Genomic DNA, 21,756 nt, shown 5'->3' with positions numbered 1-21,756 from the left:
GTGAAGGCGATGCGGCAACGCACCACGAACGTACCCCGCTACGGCGACCTGACCAGTCCGCAAGTGCCCGGGGCCATGGCAGGCGCCACCCTGGTGTGGCCGGTGGGCGGCCTCGAACAGCACGGCCCCCACCTCCCGCTCTCGGTCGACATGGACATCCCGGAGGCGCTGGCCCGGCAGGTGGCCGCGGAGGTCGGCGGTCTGCTGCTGCCCGGCCAGCCGGTCTCGGCCAGGTCGCTGCCGCAGAGCGGTGGCGGACTGCACTTCCCGGGCACCGTGCACATCGGCGGCAGCACGTTCATCGACTACCTCACGGACTGTCTGAGGGGCTTCTCCCGCCTCGGACCCGGCCGGCTCGTCGTGATCAACGGGCACTACGAGAACGAGGGCCTGCTCTTCGAGGCGATCGACGGCTGCACCGAGGGAGCCCTGTTCGCGCACACCGAGGTGGTCGCGTTCAGCTGGTGGAGCCTGGTCACCCAGGACTGGCTCGGCGCGCACATCCCGCGGTTCCCGGGCTGGCACGCGGAGCACGCGGGCCTGACCGAGACGAGCCTGATGATGTACCTCCGCCCCGACGTCGTCCGGGCGGAGCGCCCGAGCCATGCCGAGCCGCCGCCCGCGGGGGTGTACCGGCACCCCGTCGACGTCGACGAGATCTCGGATCAGGGCGTGCTGTCCTCCGCCGTCGGCGCCTCCGCGGAACTGGGGGAGCGGCTGTTCTGGCACCTGGTCGACGGTGTCGCCGAACTCCTCGGCAAGCCGCCCATGCACACCTCGCCCATGGACACCTCTCCGTAACCGACCCACTGGCGTTTCCACCTTCCCCGCCACCTCCAGGGAGCTATGTCAATGCCATCGATCAGGCCGTACGAGGACTACGACGTGTGCGTCGTCGGGCTTGGCTACGTCGGCGTCACACTCACCGCCGCGCTGCTGACCACCGGCAGAAGCGTGCTCGGCTACGAGACCAACCCCAAGGCGGCGGACGAACTCTCCCGGGGCGTACTGGAGTTGGCCGAGCCGGGCGTCGAGGAGGAGATCAAGCAGGCGGCCGGGAGCGGAGCTCTCGCCGTCACCACGGACGTCAGCGGGCGGAAGCTGCCGCCCGTCGTGATCATCTGTGTCGGCACGCCGATCGAGACCGGCGGCACCACACCGGACCTGAGCCATCTGCGGGCCGCAACCGAGGCCATCGCATCCGGCATCGACGAGACCACCCTGGTCATCGTGCGCAGCACGGTGCCGGTCGGCACCTCGCGGAGCCTGGTGCTGCCCATCCTGCGCGGCACGACCGACGAACCGCTGCTCGCCTTCTGCCCGGAGCGCACCATCCAGGGCCAGGCCCTCGCGGAACTCCTGGCCCTGCCGCAGATCGTCGGCGGCCTGACCGACGAGGCGGGCAAACGGGCGGGCGCGTTCTTCGAGACACTCTCCGACCAGGCGGTGCCCGTCTCGTCGCTGGAGGCCGCCGAACTGGTCAAGCTGGTGTGCAACTGCCACACCGACCTGATCTACGGCTTCGGCAACGAGATCGCGCTCATCACCGAGAAGCTCGGCCTTGACGCACGCGAGGTCATCGACTCCGCCAACCTCGACTACCCCCGGCCCAAGCTGCACAAGCCCGGCTTCGTCGGCGGCAGTTGCCTGACCAAGGACCCGTACCTGCTCGCGCACTCGGTCGCGGCGTACGACCACACACCGCAGGTGATCACCGCGGCGCGCACGCTCAACGAGTCCATGCCGCAGCGGGTCGGCGAACGCGTCCTGGCCGAGCTGCGGGAGCGGGGCACGGACCCGGCCGAGGCCAGGATCCTGATCTCGGGCTTCGCCTACAAGGGCCGCCCCGAGACCGACGATCTGCGCGGCGCGCCGTACGAACGGCTGCTGCCGTTCCTCAAGGGCCGCGTCAAAGAAATCGTCGGCCACGACTTCGTGGTGCCCGCGGACCGGATCGAGTCACTGGGCGTCCGGGCGGTCGGCCTGACGGAAGGCTTCACCGGCGCGCACGCGGCCGTGCTCCTGAACGACCACGCGCGCTACGGCGACGTCGACGCCGCCGACCTGGTGGCGCGCATGGCCGACCCGGCACTGGTCTACGACACCTGGCGGGTCCTCCCGCCCTCGACGAAGGCGATGAGGCTCGGCCGTGCGTGAGAAGAACCCGCGTGAGAAGAACCCGCGTAAGAAGATCCTGATCACCGGAGGAGCGGGCTTCATCGGCCTGCACCTGGCCCGCCGTGCGGCGGATACCTGCGACGTCACCCTGCTCGACGACTTCAGCAGGGGCCGGTCCGACGCCGAACTCGGCGCGCTGCTCGGCCGGGTCGAGCTCGTCGAGCACGACCTGACCACCCCCGTGCCCGAAGGGCTGCTCGCGGACGACTTCGCCGAGGTCTACCACCTGGCCGCCGTCGTCGGTGTCGCCGAGTCCAACGACAACCCCCGGCGGGTGCTGCGCACCAACCTGCTCACCACCGTCCACCTCCTCGACTGGTTCTCCGGACTGACGGGCGCCACCCTCTGCTTCGCCTCGTCCAGCGAGGCCTACGCGGGCAGCGTGGCGGCCGGGATCGCGTCCGTGCCCACCGCCGAGGACGTACCGCTGATGGTTCCCGACCTCACGGTGCCCCGCTCCTCGTACGGCTTCAGCAAGATCACCGGGGAACTCCTGTGCCGCACCTACGCGCGCACCCACGGCTTCGCGCTGCGCATGGTGCGCTTCCACAACATCTACGGGCCCCGGATGGGGTACGACCACGTGATCCCGCAGTTCATCGAGCGGCTGCTCAGCGGCGCGGACCCGTTCGAGATCCACGGCGCCGACCAGACCCGCGCGTTCTGCCACGTCGACGACGCCGTCGACGCCCTCATCGCGCTGACCGCCCTGCCGACCAAGGAGCCGCTCCTCGTCAACGTCGGCAACGACCAGGAGGAGATCCTGATCAGGGACCTCGCCCTCGGCGTCTTCGACGCCATGGGCCGGTACCCGGCCGTCGACGCCCACCCCGCGCCCCCGCTCTCACCGGCCCGGCGCCTGCCCGACATCTCCCGGCTGCGCGAACTGACCGGGTACAGCCCCGCGGTGCCCCTGAGCGAGGGCCTGCGCCGTACCTGCGAGTGGTACACGCACAACCCCCGGGACACCGCGGCACGCGGAAGCGGAGCGTGAGCGGCGTGCGCGTACGGTACGTCCACCGCGGCTACTTCCCGGCGCGCGCCGGAGCCGAACTGATGACGCAGTACCTCGCCGCGTCGATGAGCCGGCTCGGCTGGGAAGCGGGCATCTACTCGAACCCGGTCGACGAGGACACCGCCGCGTTCATGCGCGGCGCGGGCGTGAGCATCCAGCCGCTCCCCGCCACGCCCGACGACACCGACCGGGCGGACGTGGTCCACGCCACCGACGCCTTCCACCCGCAGGACATCGCGGCCGGTCTCGACCTCGCCCGCGCCTGGGACGTGCCGTTCGCGGTCACTCCCGCGTCCGCCCCCGACGTCTGGCCGGACCGCGAGACCGTACTCCACGGGTGCCGCCACGCGGACGCCGTCTTCGCCCTGTCCATGGCGGAACGCGACATGCTCCGCGACGCCGGCGTCGACGCGTCCCGACTGCACATCGTCGGCCAGGGCCCGCACCTGCCCGGGACCCCCGACCCCGCCCGGTTCCGCCGCGACCACGGCATCGCAGGACCCGTGGTGCTCTTCCTCGGGCGCAAGATGCGGTCCAAGGGCTACGTCACGCTCCTGGAGGCGGCCGAGCACGTCTGGGCGGAACACCCGGACACGTCCTTCGTATTCATCGGGCCCCGCTGGGACGACGACTGCACGGAGCGGTTCGCCGAGCACGCCGACCCGCGCGTCATCGAGCTCGACATGGTCGACGAGGACGTCAAGCACAGCGCCCTCGCCGCCTGCGAGCTGCTGTGCGTGCCCTCCACCGTCGACCTGTTCCCGCTCGTCTACGTGGAGGCGTGGTCCTGCCGGAAACCCGTCGTCGCGTCCACCTTCCTCGGCAGCGGCGAGATCGTCGCGAACGGCCGGGACGGCCTCCTTGTGCGCCCCGCCGCCCGGCCCGTCGCCGACGCGGTCAACCGGCTCCTCGCCGATCCGTCCGAACGCCGCGCGATGGGAGAGCACGGCTACGACAAGGTGCGCCGTGAACTCGGCTGGGACGCGGTCGCCGACCGGGTCCACACCGTCTACCGCACGCTGATCGCCGCCCGGAAGCAAACGGAGAAGGCCCGATGAGAGCAGTGGTACTGGCCGGAGGTGAGGGCCGCAGGCTGTGGCCCACCACCCTGAGCATCCCCAAACCCCTCGTACCCATCGACGGCATACCGATCCTGCACATCATCCTGACGCAGCTGAAGAGCGCGGGCTTCACCCATGTGTCGCTCTCGCTCGGCTACCGGGCCCACATGATCAAGGCGAGCTTCGACGGGAACCGCTGGGCCGAACTGGAACTGGACTTCTTCCAGGAGGAGGAGCCGCTGGGCACCGCGGGGCCGCTGGCGCTGCTTCCGCCCTTCGAGGACTCCACCCTCGTGATGAACGCGGACCTGCTCACCGACATCGACTTCGCCGACCTGGTCAGGCGCCACAAGAAGGCGGAGGCCGCCGCGACCGTCGCGCTAAGCCGCCAGGACATCGACATCGCGCACGGAGTGGTGGAACTCGACGAGGAGCGGCGGGTGACCGACTTCCGGGAGAAGCCCCGCCTGAGCTATCTGGTCAGCGGGGGCATCTACGTGCTCGAACCGTCCTTGCTGCGGCTGCTGCCGCCCCGCGGGCGCCACGACATGCCCGCCCTGCTCGACCGGGCACGCGCCGAGGGCGAGTGCGTCGAGGGTCATGTCATCGAGGGGGACTGGCACGACATCGGCACGCCCGAGCAACTGGAACTCGCCACCGCGGCGTTCCGCGCCGACCGGGTCCGCTACCTGGGCCGTCGCGGCGCGGCCGAGCTGTGCGCGGACACCGGCGCGTCCCAGGAGGTGGTGGGCGGATGACGGCCTTCGACATCACGCTGTACCGCCCGCGGATCGGGCAGGCCGAGATCGACGCGGTCACCGACGTCCTGCGGTCCGAGTGGCTGTCGGCCGGGCCCGTCACCGAGGACTTCGAGGGCAAGTACGCCGCCGCCCTCGGCGTCCAGTCCGCGGTCGCCGTGAGCAGCGGCACCGCCGCCCTGCACCTGGCCTTCCTGGCCCTGGGCCTGGGGCCGGGCGACGAGGTCGTGCTGCCCTCGCTGAACTTCGTCTCCGCCGCGGCGGTGGTCGCGCTGTCCGGCGCCACCCCGGTCTTCGCCGACGTCAAGGGCCCGCACGACCTGTGCGTCGACCCCGATGACGTCGCGCGCAGGATCACCTCGCGCACACGGGCGGTCGTCGCCATGCACTACGGCGGCCACGCCGCCGACCTGACGGCCCTCGCCCGGCTGGCCCGCACCCACGGGATCGCCCTGATCGAGGACTGCGCCCACGCCCCCGTCACCGACTCGGCCCACGGCGTGCTCGGCACGGTCGGCGACATCGGCTGCTACAGCTTCTTCGCCACCAAGAACCTGGCCATGGGCGAGGGCGGCATGGTCGTCGCGCGCGATCCCGCCACGGGCGACCGCATCCGGCGGCTGCGCTCCCACGCTCTGACCGTCAGCGCCCAGCAGCGCCACCGCGGCGGCCCCTCCCTGTACGACGTCGACGCCCTTGGCCTCAACTACCGGCCCACAGAGATCGGTTGTGCCCTCGGCCGGGTCCAGCTCGACGCCCTGCCCGCCGCGCAGGCACTCCGGCGGGACGCGGTCCGGATGTACCGCGAGCAACTGGCCTCGCTGCCGGGGCTCACCGTGCCGTACGCCGACCGGCCCGTCGAGGAGGGCGCCCACCACCTGTTCGCGGTGGTGCTGCCCGAGGGCACCGACCGTGCGGCGCTGCAGGACCGGCTGCGCGCGGCGCGGATCCAGAGCGGCGTGCACTACCCGCCCACGCACCGGTTCACCGCCTACCAGGAGCCTCACCGGGGCGGCCCGTGCCGTCTGCCGGTCACCGAGGATGTGATGGGGCGTCAGCTCTCGCTGCCGCTCCACCCGGGCATCGGCGCGGCCGAGGTCCGGCAGGTCGTCGGGGCGCTGGGCGACGCATGGCAGGAGGCGGCGTGAACAGCGGCCGCGTCACGCTGGCCGACGGCGCCCTCAGCCGCGACGGCCGCCCCTTCGTCAGTGTGGGCATCAACTACCATCCGTCGCCGACCGGGTGCGACTACTGGCGGGAGTGGGACGGCGCCAGGATCGACGACGACTTCCGCGAAATGGCCGCGGCGGGCCTCAACACCGTACGGATCTTCGTCTTCTGGGCCGACTTCGAACCGAAGGAAGGCGCCTACGACCCCACGATGACGGACCGGCTGCGCGAGCTGGCCGAGACCGCGGGGCGGCACGGCCTGTACTGCCTCCCCTCCCTCCTGACGATCTGGATGAACGGCCAGCGGTTCGACCCGCCGTGGCGCGCGGGGCGGGACCTGTGGCGGGACGACGGCATGCGGGAGCGGCAGCGGGCCTTCGTCCACCACATCGCCACGGAGCTGCGGGACGCGCCGAACGTCCTCGCCTACGACCTGGGCGACGAGGTGATCCATGTCGACGCCGCGTCGTCCGCCGCCCTCGGCGCCGAGGAGGTCCGCGCGTGGTGGGGGACGCTCGCGGAAGCGATCCGCGCCGCCGACCCGGACGCGCTGGTCCTCCAGGCCAATGAGGCGTCCGCCGTGCTCGGCGGCCATGCCTTCCGCCCGGAGCACGCGCTCCCCCTCGATATGGTGGGACTGCACGGATTCCCGGTGTGGACGCCGTTCCACATCGAGTCCGTCGCGGCCCGCAAGGCCACCGCGTTCCTGCCCTACCTCGTGCGCCGCGGCGGCGCCCACCGGCCCGTGTTCGTCGATGAGATGGGCAGCTACGGCTGCGACGAGGACACCGCCGCCCTGTATCTGCGGGCGGCGGCCCACTCCGCCTTCGCGGCCGGCGCCGTCGGCACCGCCGTCTGGTGCTGGCAGGACTTCACCACCGAGCGCAAGCCCTACGCGCTGCGGCCCAACGAGCGGCGCGTCGGGCTGCTCGCCGCGGACGGCCGCGAGAAGCCCGCCCTGGCCGAGTACCGGACGTTCGCCCGGCGCGTGACCGGCGAACTCGCCGGGTTCAGGCCGCTGCCCGCGCCGGTGGGTGTCTTCGTCCCCGAGGCGGAACCGCAGAACGAGGCCGGTTACCTGACACCTTCGGGCAGCGACGCGCCCGCCGCCTTCTACGCCCATCTGCTTCTCCAACAGGCGCACCTGCCCTACGAGTTCACCAGCCGCGAGGCGGACCTCGAACGGCACGCGCTGGTGATCTGCCCCTCGGCGCGGCAGCTGCCGCTGGACGACCGCCACCGCCTGGCGCAGTACGTCGCTTCCGGGGGAGTGCTGCTGTACTCCACGGGCAGCCTGCTGGACGCCGCGGGCGACGAGGAGCTGTTCGGCGTTCGCGTACGGGACTTCACCCGGGCCGACGACACGCACGCCCACTTCACCTGGGCGGGCGTCCGTTTCCCGCTGCGCTGGGAGCCCGGACCGATCCCGGTGATCGACACGGCGGGCGCCGAGACCCTGGCCGCGTTCGCCGACGGCTCGCCCGCCCTGACCCGCCACCGCCTGGGCGAGGGGACCGTCTACTACCTGAACGCCCCCCTGGAGGCGCAGCTCAACGCCCCGTACCGGCTCGATGAGACCGCCTGGCACCGGCTGTACGAGGCGGTCGCCGAGGAGGCGGGCATACGTGTGCCGCTGACCGCGGACGACCCGTCGGTGGAGGTCACCGTGGTCGGGCGCGGCGACGAGCGCTGCGGCGTAGTGATCAACCACGCCCCGGAACCGGTCCGCACGACCCTGCGGAGCCGTCCGGGCGGCGGCCTGCCGGAGACCGCGGAGCGCTTGCGCCTCGAACCCAAGGAGGTGCGCCTGCTGTTCTGGCACGGCAACGCACCGGCGCGGCCCCTCAGTTCGCGTGAGCGGCCCGAGGAGGGGCGACCGTGATCATCGACGCCCATGTGCACGCGGGGGAGTACTACCGCCACTACTCGGCCCGCTTCGCCGAGCAGATGACGGCCACCACCGACCTGGCGCCCGAGGACCTGTCCGCGCCCGAGGCGAAACTGCTCGCCGAGATGGACGCCGCCGGTGTCGACCGCGCCGTCCTGCTCGCCTTCGACGTACGCCGCGTCGAGGGGTTCTCGGTGCCGAACGAGTTCGTCGCCGAGCTCTGCGCCCGCCACCCCGACCGGCTGACCGGCTTCGCCTCCGTGGACGCGGGCACCCCGGGCGCCGCCGCCCGCCTGCGCGAGGCCGTGACCGGCCTCGGCCTGCGCGGCCTCAAGACCGCCCCCTGCTACCTGCGGATGTCACCCGCCGACCGCCGGTGGTACGACGTGTACGAGACCGCCCTGGACCTCGGCATCCCGGTACTGATCCACACCGGCTACACGCCCTCGCGCAACGCGGACGCCCGGTTCTTCTCGCCGCTCCTCGTGGAACAGGTGGCCCGGGACTTCCCCGGACTGCCGGTGATCCTCGCCCACCTCGGCACACCCTGGACCCGGCCGTGCGTCGACCTGCTCGCCCGGCACGCCAACCTGTACGCGGACCTGTCCATCTTCGGCTCCTACCAGCCACCCGCGACGGTGGCCCAGGCGCTGGCCCACGCCCGCGAAAGCGGCGTCCTCGACCGGCTCCTGTGGGGCACCGACTTCCCCTTCGCGACCATGACGGGGGCCATGACCCGCATGACGGCGCTGGCCCAGGACCCCGAACCGTGGCCGAGCGGCAGCCACCCGCTCTCGCCGCGCGAGTACGAGGCCCTCATGGGCGGCACCGCCGCGCGACTGCTCGCCCTCGCCGCACCGAACACCACGCCGGTACCCCCTCCGACCCGATGACTCGAGGTGTCATGACCTTCTTTTCCGGATACGAGTTCGACGCCATGTCCCGCCGCCCCCTGTACGGCGACGTGACCCAGCGCCTGGTCGACATCTGCGAGGCCCCCGACGGCGGCGTCGTCGCCGACGTCGGCTGCGGCTCGGGCCTCGCCACCGAACTGCTCCTGGAACGCTCCGCGCACGTGGGCGCCATCATCGGCATCGACCCCTCGGAGCACGAACTGGCCATCGCGCGCCGCAGGTTGAGCGACCCCAAGGTGAGCTTCGTGCAAGGGCGCGCGCAGGACGTCGAGTCCCTGACCGGCCCGGTGGACGTCGCCGTCCTGAGCAACGTGATGCACCAGATACCGGCGGCCGAGCGAGGTCCCGTGCTCGCCGGGTGCCACCGGCTGCTCGCGCCCGGCGGGCGCTGCGTCCTCAACACCCTGTTCTACGAAGGGGCCGTGCTCCCCGAGACCCGGGCGTTCTACGCACACTGGCTGCGCGCCACCCGCGACGCCCTGCGGGAGCGGGGCAACGACCTCGTGCTCGCGCGCGACAAGCCGGTGGCCCTCCAGACGCTCACACCGCGCAGGCACGAAGAGCTGTTCACCGAGGCGGGGTTCTCCCAGACCAAGTCCGAGGAAGCCGTATACGCCTGGTCGCTCCAGGACTGGGAGGCCCTCTGCACGTACTCGGTGTTCGTGGAGGGCGCCACCGGGATCAGTGACCTGGCCCTGGGCTCCGAGGCGCTGATCGAGGGCCTGCGGACCACCTTCGAGCGCCTCGAGCTGACCGAGGTGCCCCGTCGCTGGCTCTTCGCATGGGGCGTCAAGTGACCTTGGACGAGCTGGAGTTCGCTGACGCGCCCCTCTCGTATGCCCAGCAGAGCGTGTGGTTCCTGGAGCGGCGCGCCGGCCGCACGCGGTACGCCGACCCCATGACGTTCCGCCTCGTCGGCGAGCTGGACGCGACGGCCCTGCGGGCGGGCATCGAGGAACTCGTGGGCCGCCACGAGGCGTTGCGCACCAGCTTCCCCGTCGTGGACGGCCTCCCCGTCCAGCGCGTGGCCGCGCGGGCCGAGGTGCCCCTGCCGCTGACCGACCTCACCTCGCTTCCCGGCGCGGAACGCGAGGAGGCCGCCACCCGGTTCCTCGCCGAGGAGCTGCGGCGCCCGTTCGACCTGGCCCACGGCCCCGTCGTGCGGGCGGTCCTGCTCAGAATCGCGCCGCGCGAGCACATCGTGCGGATCACCCTGCACCACCTGGTCTCCGACGCCTGGTCGTGGTGGGCGGTGCTCCTGCGCGAACTGGAGCAGCTCTACTCCGCCCATCTGCACGGGCGTGCCTCACCGCTGCCGCCCGTGCCCGCCCAGTACCGGGACTTCGTGCGCCGACAGCGCGACTGGCTCGCCGGACCGGCCTACCCTAAGCAACTCGCCTACTGGAAAGAGGCATTGGCCGACGCGTCCCCGCTGCCGCCGCTCACCCTGGCGTCCACAGCCCCGCAGCAGACCGAACCGCCGCCGAGGACACGGTGGTTGGACATCCCGCAGCCCCTCTACGAGCGGCTGCGGGCGGCTGCCCGGCGCGAGCGCGCCACCCTGTACATGGTGCTGCTCGCCGCCTTCACCCGTGTGCTGCGCCGCTACGTCAACACCGACGACATCCTCGTGGCCACCCGCGGCGGATACCGCACCCGGGCCGAGTTCGAGAAGGCCGTCGGCTTCTTCGTGAACCTGCTGCCCGTACGGACCCAGGTGCCCGCGGCCGGAGACTTCCGCGACCTGCTGCACCAGGTCCGCGGGAACCTGATCGGCGTGTACACCCACCGGGACGTGCCCTTCGAGCGCCTTGGCCCCGACCTCGGACTGTGGCGGCCCGGCTTCGGATCGGCGGTCAGCGTGTGCGTCTCGTTCCAGACCACGCCGGAGGTGCCGCCCGCCCTCGAAGGGCTCGACGTGACACCGATCAACCACGACCCCTTCTCGCCGTACCCCCTGGACCTCGGCTTCTACGAGGACGGGGGCACGCTGCGCGCCCTGCTGATCCACCACCCCGGCCAGTACGACGACACGGCAGCCGCCCGCCTGCTCGACGACCTGCACCACGAGCTCGACGCGGCGGCGTCGTGGGGAGACGCATGAGAGCGCTGCAGTGGCACGGCACACGCCGGGCGGCCGTCGCGGACGACGCCCCCATGCCCCGTATCGAGGAACCCCGGGACGCCGTCGTCCGCGTCGTGCGCAGCTCGATCTGCGGCACCGACCTCCACCCGTACCGAGGCGAGATCGCCGGGTTCAGGCCGGGCACGGTCACCGGCCACGAGTTCACCGGCGTGGTCGAGGAGGCGGGGCCCGAGGCGCGGGGGCTGCTGCCCGGCGACCGGGTCGTCGCCTCGGACATCATCGCGTGCGGGCACTGCGCGGCCTGCCGCCGCGGCTGGCACTACCAGTGCGTGCGGGTGGGCCTGTTCGGCTACGCGACCGTGGTGGGCACGGAGTCCTACGCCGGGGGCCACGCCGAGTACGTGCGGGTGCCCTTCGCCGACACCGTGCTGCTCCCGATCCCCGACGACGTCGGCGATGAAAGCGCCCTGTTCGTCGGCGACGTGCTCGCCACGGGCTACGCGTGCGCCGTGGGCGCCGAGGTGCGCCCCGGGGACACGGTGGCGGTGGTGGGCTGCGGCCCGGTCGGCCTGCTCGCCCTCGAGGCCGCCCGGCTCCTCGGCGCCGCCCGCGTGCTCGCCATCGACCCCCTGGAAAGCCGCCGGAAACTGGCCGCCGAACGCGGGGCGTGCCCGGTGCCCGGCACACCCGACGTCGAACAGCAGGTCGCCGAGCTCACCGGCGGGCGCGGCGCGGACGCCGTCCTTGAGGCCGTGGGCACCGACGCCTCCCTGCTGACCGCGCTGAACGTCGTACGGCCGCGCGGAGTGGTGTGCGCCGTGGGCGCCCACGCCTCCGAGGCCATGCCCATGCCGACCCGGCTCGCGTTCGCCAAGGAGGTCACGCTGCGCTTCGCCGTCGGCGACCCCATCAGAGATGCCGAACCCCTGATGAACCTGGTGCGCGGCGGCCGCGTCGACCCCACCTTCCTCATCTCGCACCGGATGCCCCTGTCCGAGGCCGCGGAGGGATTCCGGCTGTTCGACTCCGGCGAGGCCAGCAAGGTGGTGCTGATCCCATGACGACGCCCACGACCACCCCCGCCGCACCCACGCACGTCCCTGTGACCCATGGAGGAACCGTGACGGACAACCTGACCGACCCCAAGCCCCAGCTCGCCGTGGACGCGGCGGAAGTGGTGCGCAGGATCTGGGCGGAAGTGCTCGAAGTGGACGCCGAATCCGTCGACGTGCATCACAGCGACTTCTTCGAGCTGGGCGGATATTCGCTGCTCGCCCTCCAGGCGATAGGAAGGATTCTGACGGAGTACGGGGTCGACGAAGTCGAAGCGGTGGAATGGGAGGGAGAACTCCTGAACCGCCTCTTCGACAACGCCACGCCCATGGCCCAGGCCGAATTCCTGGCGGAAAAGGGCTGCCGACTCGTCTCGTAGCGGCACATGGAACAGCGCCTGGCCGGTGCCAATACACCGGCCAGGCGCTGTTCCGTTTTCCTGTTCAGGCCCTTCTGTTCAGGCCTTGGCGAGCTCCGCATGGGCGCCGGACACGGCCGCGTTGACCGCCCGGTGCGCCTCGTCGGCGATGCGCTCGGCCTCCGCCCCGCTCCCGGCGCAGGCGACGATGCCCAGCGAGGGGCGGTGCCGGCCGAGTGCGCGGACCGTCGACGGGTAGGCCCGGACGCCCCGCGCCCACAGTTCCTCGAAGACGGGGCGGACGTGCGCCGTGTACGACGCGACCCCGGGGAGCCGCAGCGGCAGGGCGTCGTGCGTGTAGGCGACCGGACTGTCGTCGGCCCACCGGTGGGCGAGGGCGACCGCGTGCATGGCACCCGAGCGCCGGGCGTTGATCTCGGTGACGTAGAGGTCCCCGTCCAGGCCGAGAAGGCAGTCGACCGTCAGCCAGCCCCGGTAGCCCAGGGACCGGGCGAACGCGTGGACGGCCGTGCCCAGGGCGGAGAGCCGCGCTTCCAGAGAGGAATCAAGCACCCCCGGACCGAGGACCAGGCTGCGGTACCGCAGCCCGTCGACGCCCAGCGCGCTGAACTCCATCCGCGGTGTCTCGTCGTCACCGACGAGTACGTCCACGGCCGGGACGTCGTCCGTGTGCTCGACGTAGTCCTGCACGATGAGCGGGAACGTGCCGAAGAACGGTTCGCGCCTCAGGGACTGCCAGAAGCGCCGGACGGTTCCGTCGGCCTCGCTCCGCGCGACGGCGGAGCCGTAACCGCCGACGCCGTACATGCTCTTGACCACGGCCCGGCCGCCGTTGCCCGCGATCGCCGAGACCGCGCCCTTGAGCTGCTCCCAACTGGCGACCGAGATTCCCCGCGGCACGCGGAACCCGGGAACGTGCGACGCGAGATCGACGCAGCTCGTCTTCGATTCGAGGTACTCGCACGACCAGTAGTGCTCCGGCTCGGCGACGTCGAGGCGCACCTCCCGCCCCTGGCCGCGGACCACCGCGGCCAGGGAGTACAGCTCGGGGGAGGCCCCGAAGGACACGAACCGCACCACGTCCGCCCCGGCGGTCGCGGCGTGCAGTGCGGCGAGCGCCCGGTCGTCGTGGAGCAGGTCGTGGACCAGGCGGCCGGTGCGCGGTGACGGTGTCACCACCGGTGGCACGGAGCTGCCGAGTCCGGCGTGGACGTCGGCGAGCCACTCCGGGGAGTAGCCGGCCGGCAGTACGAGCACGCGGTTCTCGGTGCTCCAGAAGACACACTGGTCGGTGAGGCCCGTGCCGTGTTCGACGAGGTCGCTCTCCACACCCGGGTCGAAATCCAGCAGTTCGCGCTTCAGGTTGAACTCGACGACGTTCGGGATCACCAGGTCAATGGTGTCGGGCATGCTCTCCTGCCTTCCCGGCCTAGTAGGTCGAGTGCACACCGGGGGTGAGCAGGTGCCTCTCCGGACCGAGCAGGGCCGGCGTGAACACGCACATCAGCGTCATGCCGTCCTGCGAGCGCAGCACGTGCGGTTCACCCGTGCCCGGGGCGTACAGCATCCCCGGCTTGATGTCGAAAACGCCGTCCGCCGTTTCCACGGAACCGGATCCGGACACGCAGTAGCAGACCTCTTGGTGGTTGTCGTACCGCAGATACGACTCACTGCCGGGCTGCACATAGGTCTCGGTCAGGCTGAATCCCAATTCATCGGCCTGAACCAGTAATCGTCGGCTTGTCCCGTTACCCCAGTCAACGTCGCATTCGCTTCCCACGACATCTTCAACCGCGCGCACCAGCAAGGGTCCACCTGCCCAGGAGTCAGTATTACTGTCAGGGTCGGGCATCGAGTCTATGGAATACGGGACCGGTATTCCACGGGAAGTACGGGTATGCCCACGTGGCTATACCTGTCGGTGCGCCGTTCAATTTCCCTGACGAAGTGGTGCGGCGGGGTGGCAGGCCCGCAAGTGGTACACGTTGAACGCCTTGCCGATGACGGGCTGGGCGACATTGCGCACCGGCACGCCGCCGCTGGTCATGCCGTGCTCGGTGCCCGCGTGGGCATGGCCGTGGACAGCCAGCTCCGCGCCCGCCGAGTCGACCGCCTCCGCCAGCAGATAGCTGCCGAGGAACGGATAGATCTCCAGGGGCTCGCCCGCGAGGGTGTCGGGAACGGGTGCGAAGTGCGTCAGCGCCACCCGCGTCCCGCAGCCCTGCTCGGCCAGTTCCTCCAGTGAGGTCCGCAGGCCGTCGGCGCAGCGCCGGGTGTAGCGGATGAACTCCTTCATCAGCGGCTCGCCGAACTCGCTGCCGCTGCGCCCGACGAATCCGCCGCCGAAGCCCTTGGTGCCCGCGATGCCGAGGCGCGCCCCGTCGACCTCCACGACCGTGCCCGCCCCTTCGAGCACGCGCACACCCGCCGCACGGAGGATGGCGGTGACCTCGTCGGGCCGCTCGTCGTGGTGGTCGTGGTTGCCGAGCACGGCCACGACCGGCACCGGCAGTCCGGTCAGCTCCCGGGCGACCACCCGCGCCTCCTCCGGGGTGCCGTGGCGGGTCAGGTCACCGGCGAGAAGCAGCACGTCCGCGCAGTCGTCGAGGGTCTCGAAGGCGGGCCGCAGCACTCCCTCGCTGTCCGGCCCCATGTGGATGTCCCCCACGGCCGCGATGCGGATCATGACACTTCCTCCGAGCGGTCCGGGGCCGTCGCGTCGGCCACCGCGACGTCGAAGTGGACCGTCTGGCCGTCCAGTTCCTCGTGCACGGTGCGCAGCAGCTCCTCGCGGCACTGGGCCGTGGACACCGTTCCGACGACGGCCACGGACGAGCCGCGGGCTTCGACGCGGATGCCCAGTTCGCCCAGTTCCTCCGCGGCGAGCCGCTCCTTGAGGTGGGCGATGCGGTACTCGACATTGGCTCGGTCGTTCATCGGTCTTCTCCTCGCGGCGCTCGCGGCGCGATGACTTCCAGGCGTTCCAGCAGGAAGAGGAAGGCGCCCGGCATCGGTGTGCTCCCGTACTCGTCGCGCAGCGCCTCCCAGTCGACCATCTCGCGCAGCTGCCGCGCGATCGGCAGCACGGTGCCGAAGTCGCAGTGGTGCTCGGAGAAGGCGGCGAGCAGGGCCCGCAGCAGGTCGGTCGGCGACAGGACCGGCATGTGCACGGAGTCGACGGGCAGTTGTGCGGCACGGCCGAGGAGTTCCGTCGTGACCGGCCGGTCGGCCAGTTGGAAGATGAGGTCGATGTCCTGTCCGAGGCACTTGGCCTTGAGCAGCCAGTCCTCCGGCGGCGCGAACACCGGAAGACCCGCCTCCGCCAGCGAGGCCGCCACCGCTTCGGCGTCCTCGGGCCTGATGCAGAAGTCGGCGTCGTGCTGGAGGTTGCCGGTCCCGCCGTGGGCGTGCACGGCGACGCTGCCGGCGAGGGCGAAATCGTGTCCGCGCCTCTTGAGGATGGCGGCGACCTGCTTGGTCGCCTCCAGGATGGCCTGATTGAGGTCGGGCGGAAGTTCCGTCACACACACCTCGTGGTGCGGGGTACCCCCGGCCGGTGCGCCGGGGGTCGTGCCGGTCGTGTCGTCTGGGTTCCGCCTCACTGCTGCTCCGTTTCCGGACGCCGACTGCTGTAAGGGTCGGATCTCCCTTATACCGCAGGCCGGACGGGGCCACCTCTCCACACGTCAGTCGAGCCACACGTCAGTCGAGGCCGTCGGGGGCCGGGGGCAGGTCCTCGTCCGGGACGACGTGCACCGCCGCCTCCTCCGCGGCCGCCGCGCCGCCGTCGATGCCCCGGTCCGTGGCGACGGCCTCCTTGGTGGTGTCCGCGTGGGCGCCCTCGTCCGGGGCCACCAGACGGCCCGCACGGTCCGCCCCCGCCTCCGGGTCCACGGGTTCGCCCTCGCCGTCCAGCAGGTCGCCCACACCGTCCCCGGCGGGCTCCTCCGTATCCGGCACCTCCTGCCGCAGCCGCTCGTCGAGCGACTCGCCCTCGTGCTGCTCCGCCGCCGTCGTGCCGCTCTTGTTCACGCCGAACGGCTTCTCCGGCGGGGAGTAGCCCTCGTCGAGCATGTCGTCGTACGTGCGCTCGTCCAACGCGTCCTGGAGGTCCAGCGGCGTGGCGTCCTCCTGCTCCTCGTTGTCACCGGTGGGCTGGTAGGCGTCGTCCGCCATGTTCTGGTCGCTCATGACTGCCTCGCGCTTCTCGGGGGTCTGGGGTGGTCGCGCTTGCACATCGATGGTCGCGCGCCGGCCCATCGATGTGCCCGCGACACACGCTCCCAAACGATCTCTCCAGAGGTCCGTGTGCCCGCGCGGGGTCGCGTTCCTCACGTCGCCTGGGTGCGGCGCACGCACTCGGCGACCACCGCGCTCAGGCTGCCCGTTCGGTCGAGGAGGTCCCGCTGGACGCGGGCGCCGTTGCCGTGCTTCAGCAGGTCCGCGGTGGTGGCGCGCACCAGGTCGAGGTCGCCGCTGTCCTCCAGGGCGTCCCGCAGGTGGTCGATGAGCGCCTGGAGTACCTCATGGCCGGTCGCGGGCCGCATGGTCAGGGGGTGGAGCAGGGGGCCGTCCAGGCCGGACCGCCCGGCCCGCCAGGCGGCGAGCCGCAGCAGCCCCGTGCTGTGCGGCGCCGGTGGCCGCCCCGCCCGCCATTCGCGTGACGCCGTCTCGACAAGGCCCCGCGCGAGGGCCGCGACCAGGACGGTGGACGACGCCTCCAGGCAGACGTCCGCGACCCGGATCTCGACGGTGGGGTAGCGGTGGGAGAGGCGGGCGTCGAAGTAGATCATGCCCCGGTCGCGCAGCACCCCGGTGTCGACGAGGTCGCGGACCTCCTCCTCGTACCGCTCGGCGGAGCCGAAGATCTCGGTCGGACCCGCCATCGGCCAGCGGCCCCACACCTGGCTGCGGTAGCTGCTGTACAGGCTGTCGTGCCCCTGCCAGAAGGGTGAGTTGGCGCTCAGGGCGACCAGGACCGGGAGCCAGGGCCGGATGCGGTCGATGACGGCCACGCCCTCCTCGTCCGACTCCACCGACACATGTACGTGGCAGCCGCACGTCAGCTGCTCCTGGGTGGTCAGCCCGAACTGTTCCTCCATCCACTGGAAGCGGCTGCCCGTGTTGACCGAAGGGCTCACGGGCAAGGGAGAGGTGGCGAGGGCGGCGACCGCGGCGCCTACGTCACCGGCGTGCCGCGCCGCGTCGGCGCGCCACCGGACCACCTCCTCGGCGAGGCTGTCCATGCTGTCCCGCGGCTGGGTGGCGAACTCGAGCTGCTGGCCGTGGAGTTCCCTCTCGAAGGCCTCGTCCTCGGGCTCGCGGTAGTCGCTGTCGTGCTTCTCGGTGTCCGGGCTCTCCGCGGTGTTCCTGGCCGCTCGGGCCAGGACCGCCGAGGAAAGGGCACGCGGCTCGCCGCTGTTGCGGTCGATCAGGAGGAGTTCTTCCTCCACTCCTACGGTGCGCAAAGGAGGCTTCCTCTCTGTCCGTTCATGCTGGTGGTTCCCCCATTACCCCCGGCGCCGGAGCCCAGCCGCTCACAGACCCGTTCGACCGTAGAATGTTTCAGCGAAGGCGATTCGGCAAACCGATCACTTATGGTGCAAATCGGCTACACAATGATGACCGAGCAGGCCGGACCGCGCGCGCTCGTCGACGACCTGGTCGCGGCGGAGCGGGCGGGCTTCGACTTCTCCGTCACCTCCGACCACTACTTCCCGTGGCTGGACTCGCAGGGGCACTCCCCGTACGCGTGGAGCGTGCTCGGCGCGGCGGCGCAGGCCACCTCGCGCATCCCGCTCATGACGTACGTGACCTGCCCGACGACCCGCTACCACCCCGCCGTCGTGGCGCAGAAGGCCGCGACGATGCAGCTGCTCTCCGAGGGCCGCTTCCGCCTCGGGCTCGGCTCGGGCGAGAACCTCAACGAGCACGTCATCGGCGGCGGCTGGCCTTCCGCGCGGGTCCGCCTCGACATGTTCGAGGAGGCGGTCGGCATTATCCGCGCCCTCTTCACCGGCGACAACGTCAACCACGAGGGGACCCACTTCGACGTGGCGAACGCCCGTCTGTGGGACCTGCCCGACGAACTGCCGCCCATCGGCATCGCCGTCTCCGGCGAGCGGTCCTGCGCGCTCGCCGGACGCCTCGCCGACCTCGTCATCGCCACCGAGCCCAAGGCCGGTCTCGTCGAGTCCTTCGACCGGCACGGAGGCGCGGGCAAGCCCCGGGTGGGTCAACTGCCCGTCTGCTACGACACCGACAAGGACGCGGCGATCGCCCGCGCCCACGACCAGTTCCGCTGGTCCGTCGGAGGCTGGCCGGTCAACTCCGAGCTGCCGGGCCCGGCCGCCTTCGCCGGCGCCACACAGTTCGTCACCCAGCAGGACATCGCGCAGCAGATCCCGTGCGGAGACGACGTCGACGACTTCGTCGAAGCCGTACGCCCCTTCGCTGAGGCGGGCTTCACGGAGATCGCCCTCGTCCAGGTCGGCGGCGACCAGCAGCGCCCCTTCATCGACTGGGCCGAGAAGAAGCTGCTGCCCGCGCTGCGGGAGCTGTGACGGGCCGGGCGCCCGTGGACCACCGGAAGGAGACCCCCGTGAACGACCCGTCGAGCCCGTCCGCACCCGCCCCGCACCCCCCGTCCCCGGACCTCGTACAAGTGGTCCTCGGCGAGTGTTCGGTGGCCGACGCGGACACCGTCTTCAGCGTCCTGCGCGACCACTTCCCGTCCGACCGCGGGGCCGACGCGCCCCGCCGGACCGGCGAGGAGGGGCAGGAGGGGCCCGCCGTCTGGACCGGCGGCTTCCTCGCCGAAGGAAGTCCGGCCCCCGCCCGGGGTGTCCTGCTCGCGGGCTCCGTCACCGCCGACCTGCAGGGCGGCCCCGTCGCGGTGACCCGCCTGCGCCGGGCCCTCGAATCGGCCTTCGTCGTGTCACCCGTCGGCACCACGTCGGGCGACCAGGAGGTCCAGGTCCAGCTCCGCCTGACCGGCCCCGAGCACGGCGCGCCGCCAGGGGTCGAAGGCCGCTGAAGCCGCACTCGCGGGCAGCACTCGTCAGATCACTCGTCGGACAGGGCGACACGCAGGGCGCTGCGGCCCTGACGCCACGCGGCCAGCAGCTGTTCGCCCAGTCGGTCCTCCAGGAAGCCGGTGGTGTGGACGCCGAAGGCCACGTCGGCCGCGAGCCCGGGTTCGGCGGCCAGCAGGCCGCCGACGACATCGCGGCGCACCACCTGCTCGTGCACGGCGTCCGCCTCCACGTGTTCGTCGTAGAAGCGCTGCGCGGCGGGGCCCGCGCCGGTCCGGCGCAGGGCCGCGGCCAGCCGCCGCGAACCGGGCGGGGAGGTCACCTCGACCGCGGCGAAATGTCCCACCAGCGCACCGCGCAGGGCACGGTGCAGCCCGAACAGGGACATGAGGTTCACCGTGGCGAGGGCCTCGGCCGGGGCAGCGTCGACATAGTGGCCGTACGCCGTCTCCAGGCCGAGGTCGGCCATCAGGTCGGCGAAGAGCCGGGCGTGGATGTCCTCGGCGCGCCCCGCCCCGAACTCGTCGTACTCGATGGCCACCATCGCCGCCTTCGCCCGCCCGTGCAGCCGGGGAATGACCCAGGCGTGCGGGTCGGCCTCCTTGAGGTGGTACAGGGAGCGCAGCGCCGCGTACTCCTGGAGCTGCCACGTCTTCCCGTCGCGCTGGAGGTGGTGGCTGACGCTCGCCGGATCGTGCCCGACGGGTTCCACGAGGAGCGCGCCCAGTGCCCCCTCGGCGTCTTCGCACCGGGGCACGTCGGCGTGCAGGGCGTCGAGGAACCGCTGCTCCAGCGCACGCCGCAGGGCAAGGAGGCCGGGATCCCACTCCCACGCGTCGGCCACTCCGGAGAAGCCCTGGTAGTGGAGTTCGTAGAGGACGTAGAGGGCGAGCTGGAGATCGTCTCCGTAGGCATCGGCCCGCTCTGCCTCCGGCGGCCCGGGAACGGGCCCTTCGCCGCGCAGCGCGGCCAGGACGCCACGGGACAGTTCGCCGCGGGCGGAGGGCAGTTCGGGGCTGCGGTGTCGGGGTTCGACGGGTGCGGTCGCTTCGGCGGGGGCGGTCATGACGAGGCCTCCGGCTCCTCGGTGCGGGTCGTGGACGGGTCGGTTGGCGCGGCCGGTTCCTCCTCCCGGCGCTTCACCCGCCGACGGTGGCTCGTGTCGCACCAGGGATACGTACGGCTGCGCCGGCAGGTGCAGACCGCGACGGTGAAACGCCGCGAGACGGAGACGGTCCCGTCGTCGGCGACCACCTCGACCGGACCCTCCACCAGGAGCGGGCCCTCGGGGTCGACCGTGACGCGGCGGGGGCGGTCAGCGGCGTTCGGCACGGACGACCACCAGTTCCTCGCTCGTCTCGTCGGCGCCGAGCAGGTTGCGGCGGCGCAGCCACGCCTGGCGCGAGCGCAGCACGGGCCCGAACGGTATGGACCGCCGGTCGGTGACCTCGGCGTCCATCCCCCGCAGCGCGAGCCGGTCGAGGGTGAGGTCCACGTCGCAGAGCGCGGAGTGCACCATCAGCAGGATGCCTCCGTACCGCAGCGCCCGCGGGGCCGTGTCGCAGACGCGGTCCACGACAAGGCGGCCGGCCGGGCCGCCGTCCCACGCGCGCGCCGCACCGCGCCGGGGCAGCAGTGGTGAAGGAGAGGGTACGTAGGGCGGGTTGCTGACCACCAGATCGAAGGGGCCCGACGACGCCCCGGTGGTCAGGTCGCCGCGGCGCACGGCGACCGACTGTCCGCTGAGCCGCGCGTTGAGGCGGGCGGTGAGCACCGCCCGCCAGGAGATGTCGAGGGCCGTCACCCGCGCCCCGTGCCGGGCGGCCGCCACGGCGAGCGCCCCGGAACCGGTGCCCAGGTCCAGTACGGAGGTGCCGTCGCCGATGTCCTCGCGGTCCAGGGCCCGGCACAGCAGAGCGGTGTCGTGCTGCGGCGCGTACACGCCGGGCAGGGTGAACAGCGGCGCCGGACGTGCCGGCGTCGGCATCGGTGTGCGTGCGTGCGTGGTCATGCGGCATCTCCCGTCGGCGGGAACTCCACGAGGGCGCTTCTCCTTCCACGCTCCGTCGGTTCGCGATCGACCACCACTTGGACAGTGACAACTAGTGAGAATCAGCCATAAGTGATGACAGATGGTGACTTTTCGCGGACTGTCCGGACTTCTCTGCCTTGCTTCGGTCCTGGACCTGGGTGCCCCGGGCGCGGTGATCCACACCTGCG

General features: G+C 71.8%; 24 protein-coding genes. 14 read left to right on the top strand and 10 right to left on the bottom strand.

Annotated features, from left to right (window positions below; translation table 11 throughout):
* The first annotated feature begins 9 nt into the window (after positions 1-9).
* Genes ABZ953_RS26360 through ABZ953_RS26305 form a run of 12 tightly spaced genes read left to right on the top strand, consistent with a single transcriptional unit; the run spans position 10 to position 12,502 of the window.
* Positions 10-801: a creatininase family protein gene (locus tag ABZ953_RS26360; RefSeq protein ID WP_361728124.1), complete on the top strand. Its 792-nt coding sequence runs from the start codon at positions 10-12 to the stop codon at positions 799-801.
* A gap of 51 nt (positions 802-852) precedes the next feature.
* On the top strand, positions 853-2,157 hold the full coding sequence (locus ABZ953_RS26355) for a nucleotide sugar dehydrogenase (protein WP_361728121.1): 1,305 nt from the start codon (positions 853-855) through the stop codon (positions 2,155-2,157).
* Positions 2,150-3,172, top strand: coding sequence for an NAD-dependent epimerase/dehydratase family protein (locus ABZ953_RS26350; protein ID WP_361728118.1), 1,023 nt, complete (start codon positions 2,150-2,152; stop codon positions 3,170-3,172). Before ABZ953_RS26355 ends, ABZ953_RS26350 begins: the two co-directional genes overlap by 8 nt.
* A 5-nt stretch (positions 3,173-3,177) precedes the next feature.
* Positions 3,178-4,251 (top strand): glycosyltransferase family 4 protein, encoded by a 1,074-nt coding sequence (locus ABZ953_RS26345; RefSeq protein WP_361728115.1) that lies wholly within the window; start codon positions 3,178-3,180, stop codon positions 4,249-4,251.
* Positions 4,248-5,012, top strand: a complete 765-nt coding sequence (locus ABZ953_RS26340; protein ID WP_361728112.1) for a sugar phosphate nucleotidyltransferase — start codon at positions 4,248-4,250, stop codon at positions 5,010-5,012. Before ABZ953_RS26345 ends, ABZ953_RS26340 begins: the two co-directional genes overlap by 4 nt.
* Entirely contained in the window at positions 5,009-6,160 is a 1,152-nt protein-coding gene (locus ABZ953_RS26335; RefSeq protein WP_361728109.1) for a DegT/DnrJ/EryC1/StrS aminotransferase family protein, read from the top strand. Before ABZ953_RS26340 ends, ABZ953_RS26335 begins: the two co-directional genes overlap by 4 nt.
* Positions 6,157-8,064, top strand: coding sequence for a beta-galactosidase trimerization domain-containing protein (locus tag ABZ953_RS26330; protein WP_361728106.1), 1,908 nt, complete (start codon positions 6,157-6,159; stop codon positions 8,062-8,064). The genes ABZ953_RS26335 and ABZ953_RS26330 overlap by 4 nt, the downstream gene beginning before the upstream one ends.
* Positions 8,061-8,963: an amidohydrolase family protein gene (locus ABZ953_RS26325; protein WP_361728103.1), complete on the top strand. Its 903-nt coding sequence runs from the start codon at positions 8,061-8,063 to the stop codon at positions 8,961-8,963. Before ABZ953_RS26330 ends, ABZ953_RS26325 begins: the two co-directional genes overlap by 4 nt.
* 11 nt (positions 8,964-8,974) lie before the next feature.
* Positions 8,975-9,781: a class I SAM-dependent methyltransferase gene (locus ABZ953_RS26320; protein WP_361728100.1), complete on the top strand. Its 807-nt coding sequence runs from the start codon at positions 8,975-8,977 to the stop codon at positions 9,779-9,781.
* Positions 9,778-11,088 carry a condensation domain-containing protein gene (locus ABZ953_RS26315; RefSeq protein WP_361728097.1) on the top strand — a complete coding sequence of 437 codons (1,311 nt, stop codon included), beginning with the start codon at positions 9,778-9,780 and terminating at the stop codon, positions 11,086-11,088. The genes ABZ953_RS26320 and ABZ953_RS26315 overlap by 4 nt, the downstream gene beginning before the upstream one ends.
* The gene (locus ABZ953_RS26310) at positions 11,085-12,131 is read left to right on the top strand and encodes an alcohol dehydrogenase family protein (RefSeq protein ID WP_361728095.1); all 1,047 of its coding nucleotides are present in this window, start codon (positions 11,085-11,087) and stop codon (positions 12,129-12,131) included. The genes ABZ953_RS26315 and ABZ953_RS26310 overlap by 4 nt, the downstream gene beginning before the upstream one ends.
* Entirely contained in the window at positions 12,128-12,502 is a 375-nt protein-coding gene (locus ABZ953_RS26305; protein ID WP_361728092.1) for an acyl carrier protein, read from the top strand. The genes ABZ953_RS26310 and ABZ953_RS26305 overlap by 4 nt, the downstream gene beginning before the upstream one ends.
* A 78-nt stretch (positions 12,503-12,580) precedes the next feature.
* Here ABZ953_RS26305 and ABZ953_RS26300 read toward each other — a convergent pair whose 3' ends face one another.
* From ABZ953_RS26300 to ABZ953_RS26270, 7 genes are all read right to left on the bottom strand, one after another.
* Positions 12,581-13,912 (bottom strand): hypothetical protein, encoded by a 1,332-nt coding sequence (locus tag ABZ953_RS26300; protein WP_361728089.1) that lies wholly within the window; start codon positions 13,910-13,912, stop codon positions 12,581-12,583.
* A gap of 19 nt (positions 13,913-13,931) precedes the next feature.
* Complete coding sequence (locus tag ABZ953_RS26295) at positions 13,932-14,354, bottom strand: ectoine synthase (protein WP_361728086.1); 423 nt, start codon at positions 14,352-14,354, stop codon at positions 13,932-13,934.
* A gap of 78 nt (positions 14,355-14,432) precedes the next feature.
* On the bottom strand, positions 14,433-15,188 hold the full coding sequence (locus ABZ953_RS26290; protein WP_361728084.1) for a metallophosphoesterase: 756 nt from the start codon (positions 15,186-15,188) through the stop codon (positions 14,433-14,435).
* A complete protein-coding gene (locus tag ABZ953_RS26285; protein WP_361728081.1) occupies positions 15,185-15,439 on the bottom strand; it encodes a hypothetical protein in 255 nt (84 codons plus the stop codon). Before ABZ953_RS26285 ends, ABZ953_RS26290 begins: the two co-directional genes overlap by 4 nt.
* Entirely contained in the window at positions 15,436-16,104 is a 669-nt protein-coding gene (locus ABZ953_RS26280) for a hypothetical protein (protein WP_361728078.1), read from the bottom strand. The genes ABZ953_RS26285 and ABZ953_RS26280 overlap by 4 nt, the downstream gene beginning before the upstream one ends.
* A 100-nt stretch (positions 16,105-16,204) precedes the next feature.
* Complete coding sequence (locus tag ABZ953_RS26275) at positions 16,205-16,693, bottom strand: DUF5709 domain-containing protein (RefSeq protein WP_361728075.1); 489 nt, start codon at positions 16,691-16,693, stop codon at positions 16,205-16,207.
* A 140-nt stretch (positions 16,694-16,833) separates the two neighbouring features.
* Positions 16,834-17,970 carry a glutamate--cysteine ligase gene (locus ABZ953_RS26270; RefSeq protein WP_361728072.1) on the bottom strand — a complete coding sequence of 379 codons (1,137 nt, stop codon included), beginning with the start codon at positions 17,968-17,970 and terminating at the stop codon, positions 16,834-16,836.
* Positions 17,971-18,099: 129 nt separating this feature from the next.
* Here ABZ953_RS26270 and ABZ953_RS26265 point away from each other — a divergent pair, with 129 nt between their 5' ends.
* Complete coding sequence (locus tag ABZ953_RS26265) at positions 18,100-19,065, top strand: LLM class F420-dependent oxidoreductase (protein ID WP_361728069.1); 966 nt, start codon at positions 18,100-18,102, stop codon at positions 19,063-19,065.
* A gap of 38 nt (positions 19,066-19,103) precedes the next feature.
* A complete protein-coding gene (locus ABZ953_RS26260) occupies positions 19,104-19,538 on the top strand; it encodes a hypothetical protein (RefSeq protein WP_361728066.1) in 435 nt (144 codons plus the stop codon).
* Positions 19,539-19,567: 29 nt separating this feature from the next.
* Here the strand turns inward: ABZ953_RS26260 and ABZ953_RS26255 are convergent, their stop codons facing one another.
* From ABZ953_RS26255 to ABZ953_RS26245, 3 genes are read right to left on the bottom strand one after another with little or no spacing between them, the layout of a single operon-like run.
* The gene (locus tag ABZ953_RS26255) at positions 19,568-20,602 is read right to left on the bottom strand and encodes an iron-containing redox enzyme family protein (protein WP_361728064.1); all 1,035 of its coding nucleotides are present in this window, start codon (positions 20,600-20,602) and stop codon (positions 19,568-19,570) included.
* Positions 20,599-20,868, bottom strand: a complete 270-nt coding sequence (locus ABZ953_RS26250; protein WP_361728061.1) for a CDGSH iron-sulfur domain-containing protein — start codon at positions 20,866-20,868, stop codon at positions 20,599-20,601. The genes ABZ953_RS26255 and ABZ953_RS26250 overlap by 4 nt, the downstream gene beginning before the upstream one ends.
* Positions 20,852-21,547, bottom strand: coding sequence for a HemK2/MTQ2 family protein methyltransferase (locus ABZ953_RS26245; RefSeq protein ID WP_361728058.1), 696 nt, complete (start codon positions 21,545-21,547; stop codon positions 20,852-20,854). The genes ABZ953_RS26250 and ABZ953_RS26245 overlap by 17 nt, the downstream gene beginning before the upstream one ends.
* Positions 21,548-21,756 lie beyond the last annotated feature (209 nt).

The organism is Streptomyces sp. NPDC046465, from assembly GCF_040646035.1.
In the GTDB taxonomy this organism is placed as follows: Bacteria; Actinomycetota; Actinomycetes; order Streptomycetales; family Streptomycetaceae; genus Streptomyces.
Note: the sequence above shows the minus strand (reverse complement) of the source record. Positions and strands in the feature narration are given on the sequence as shown.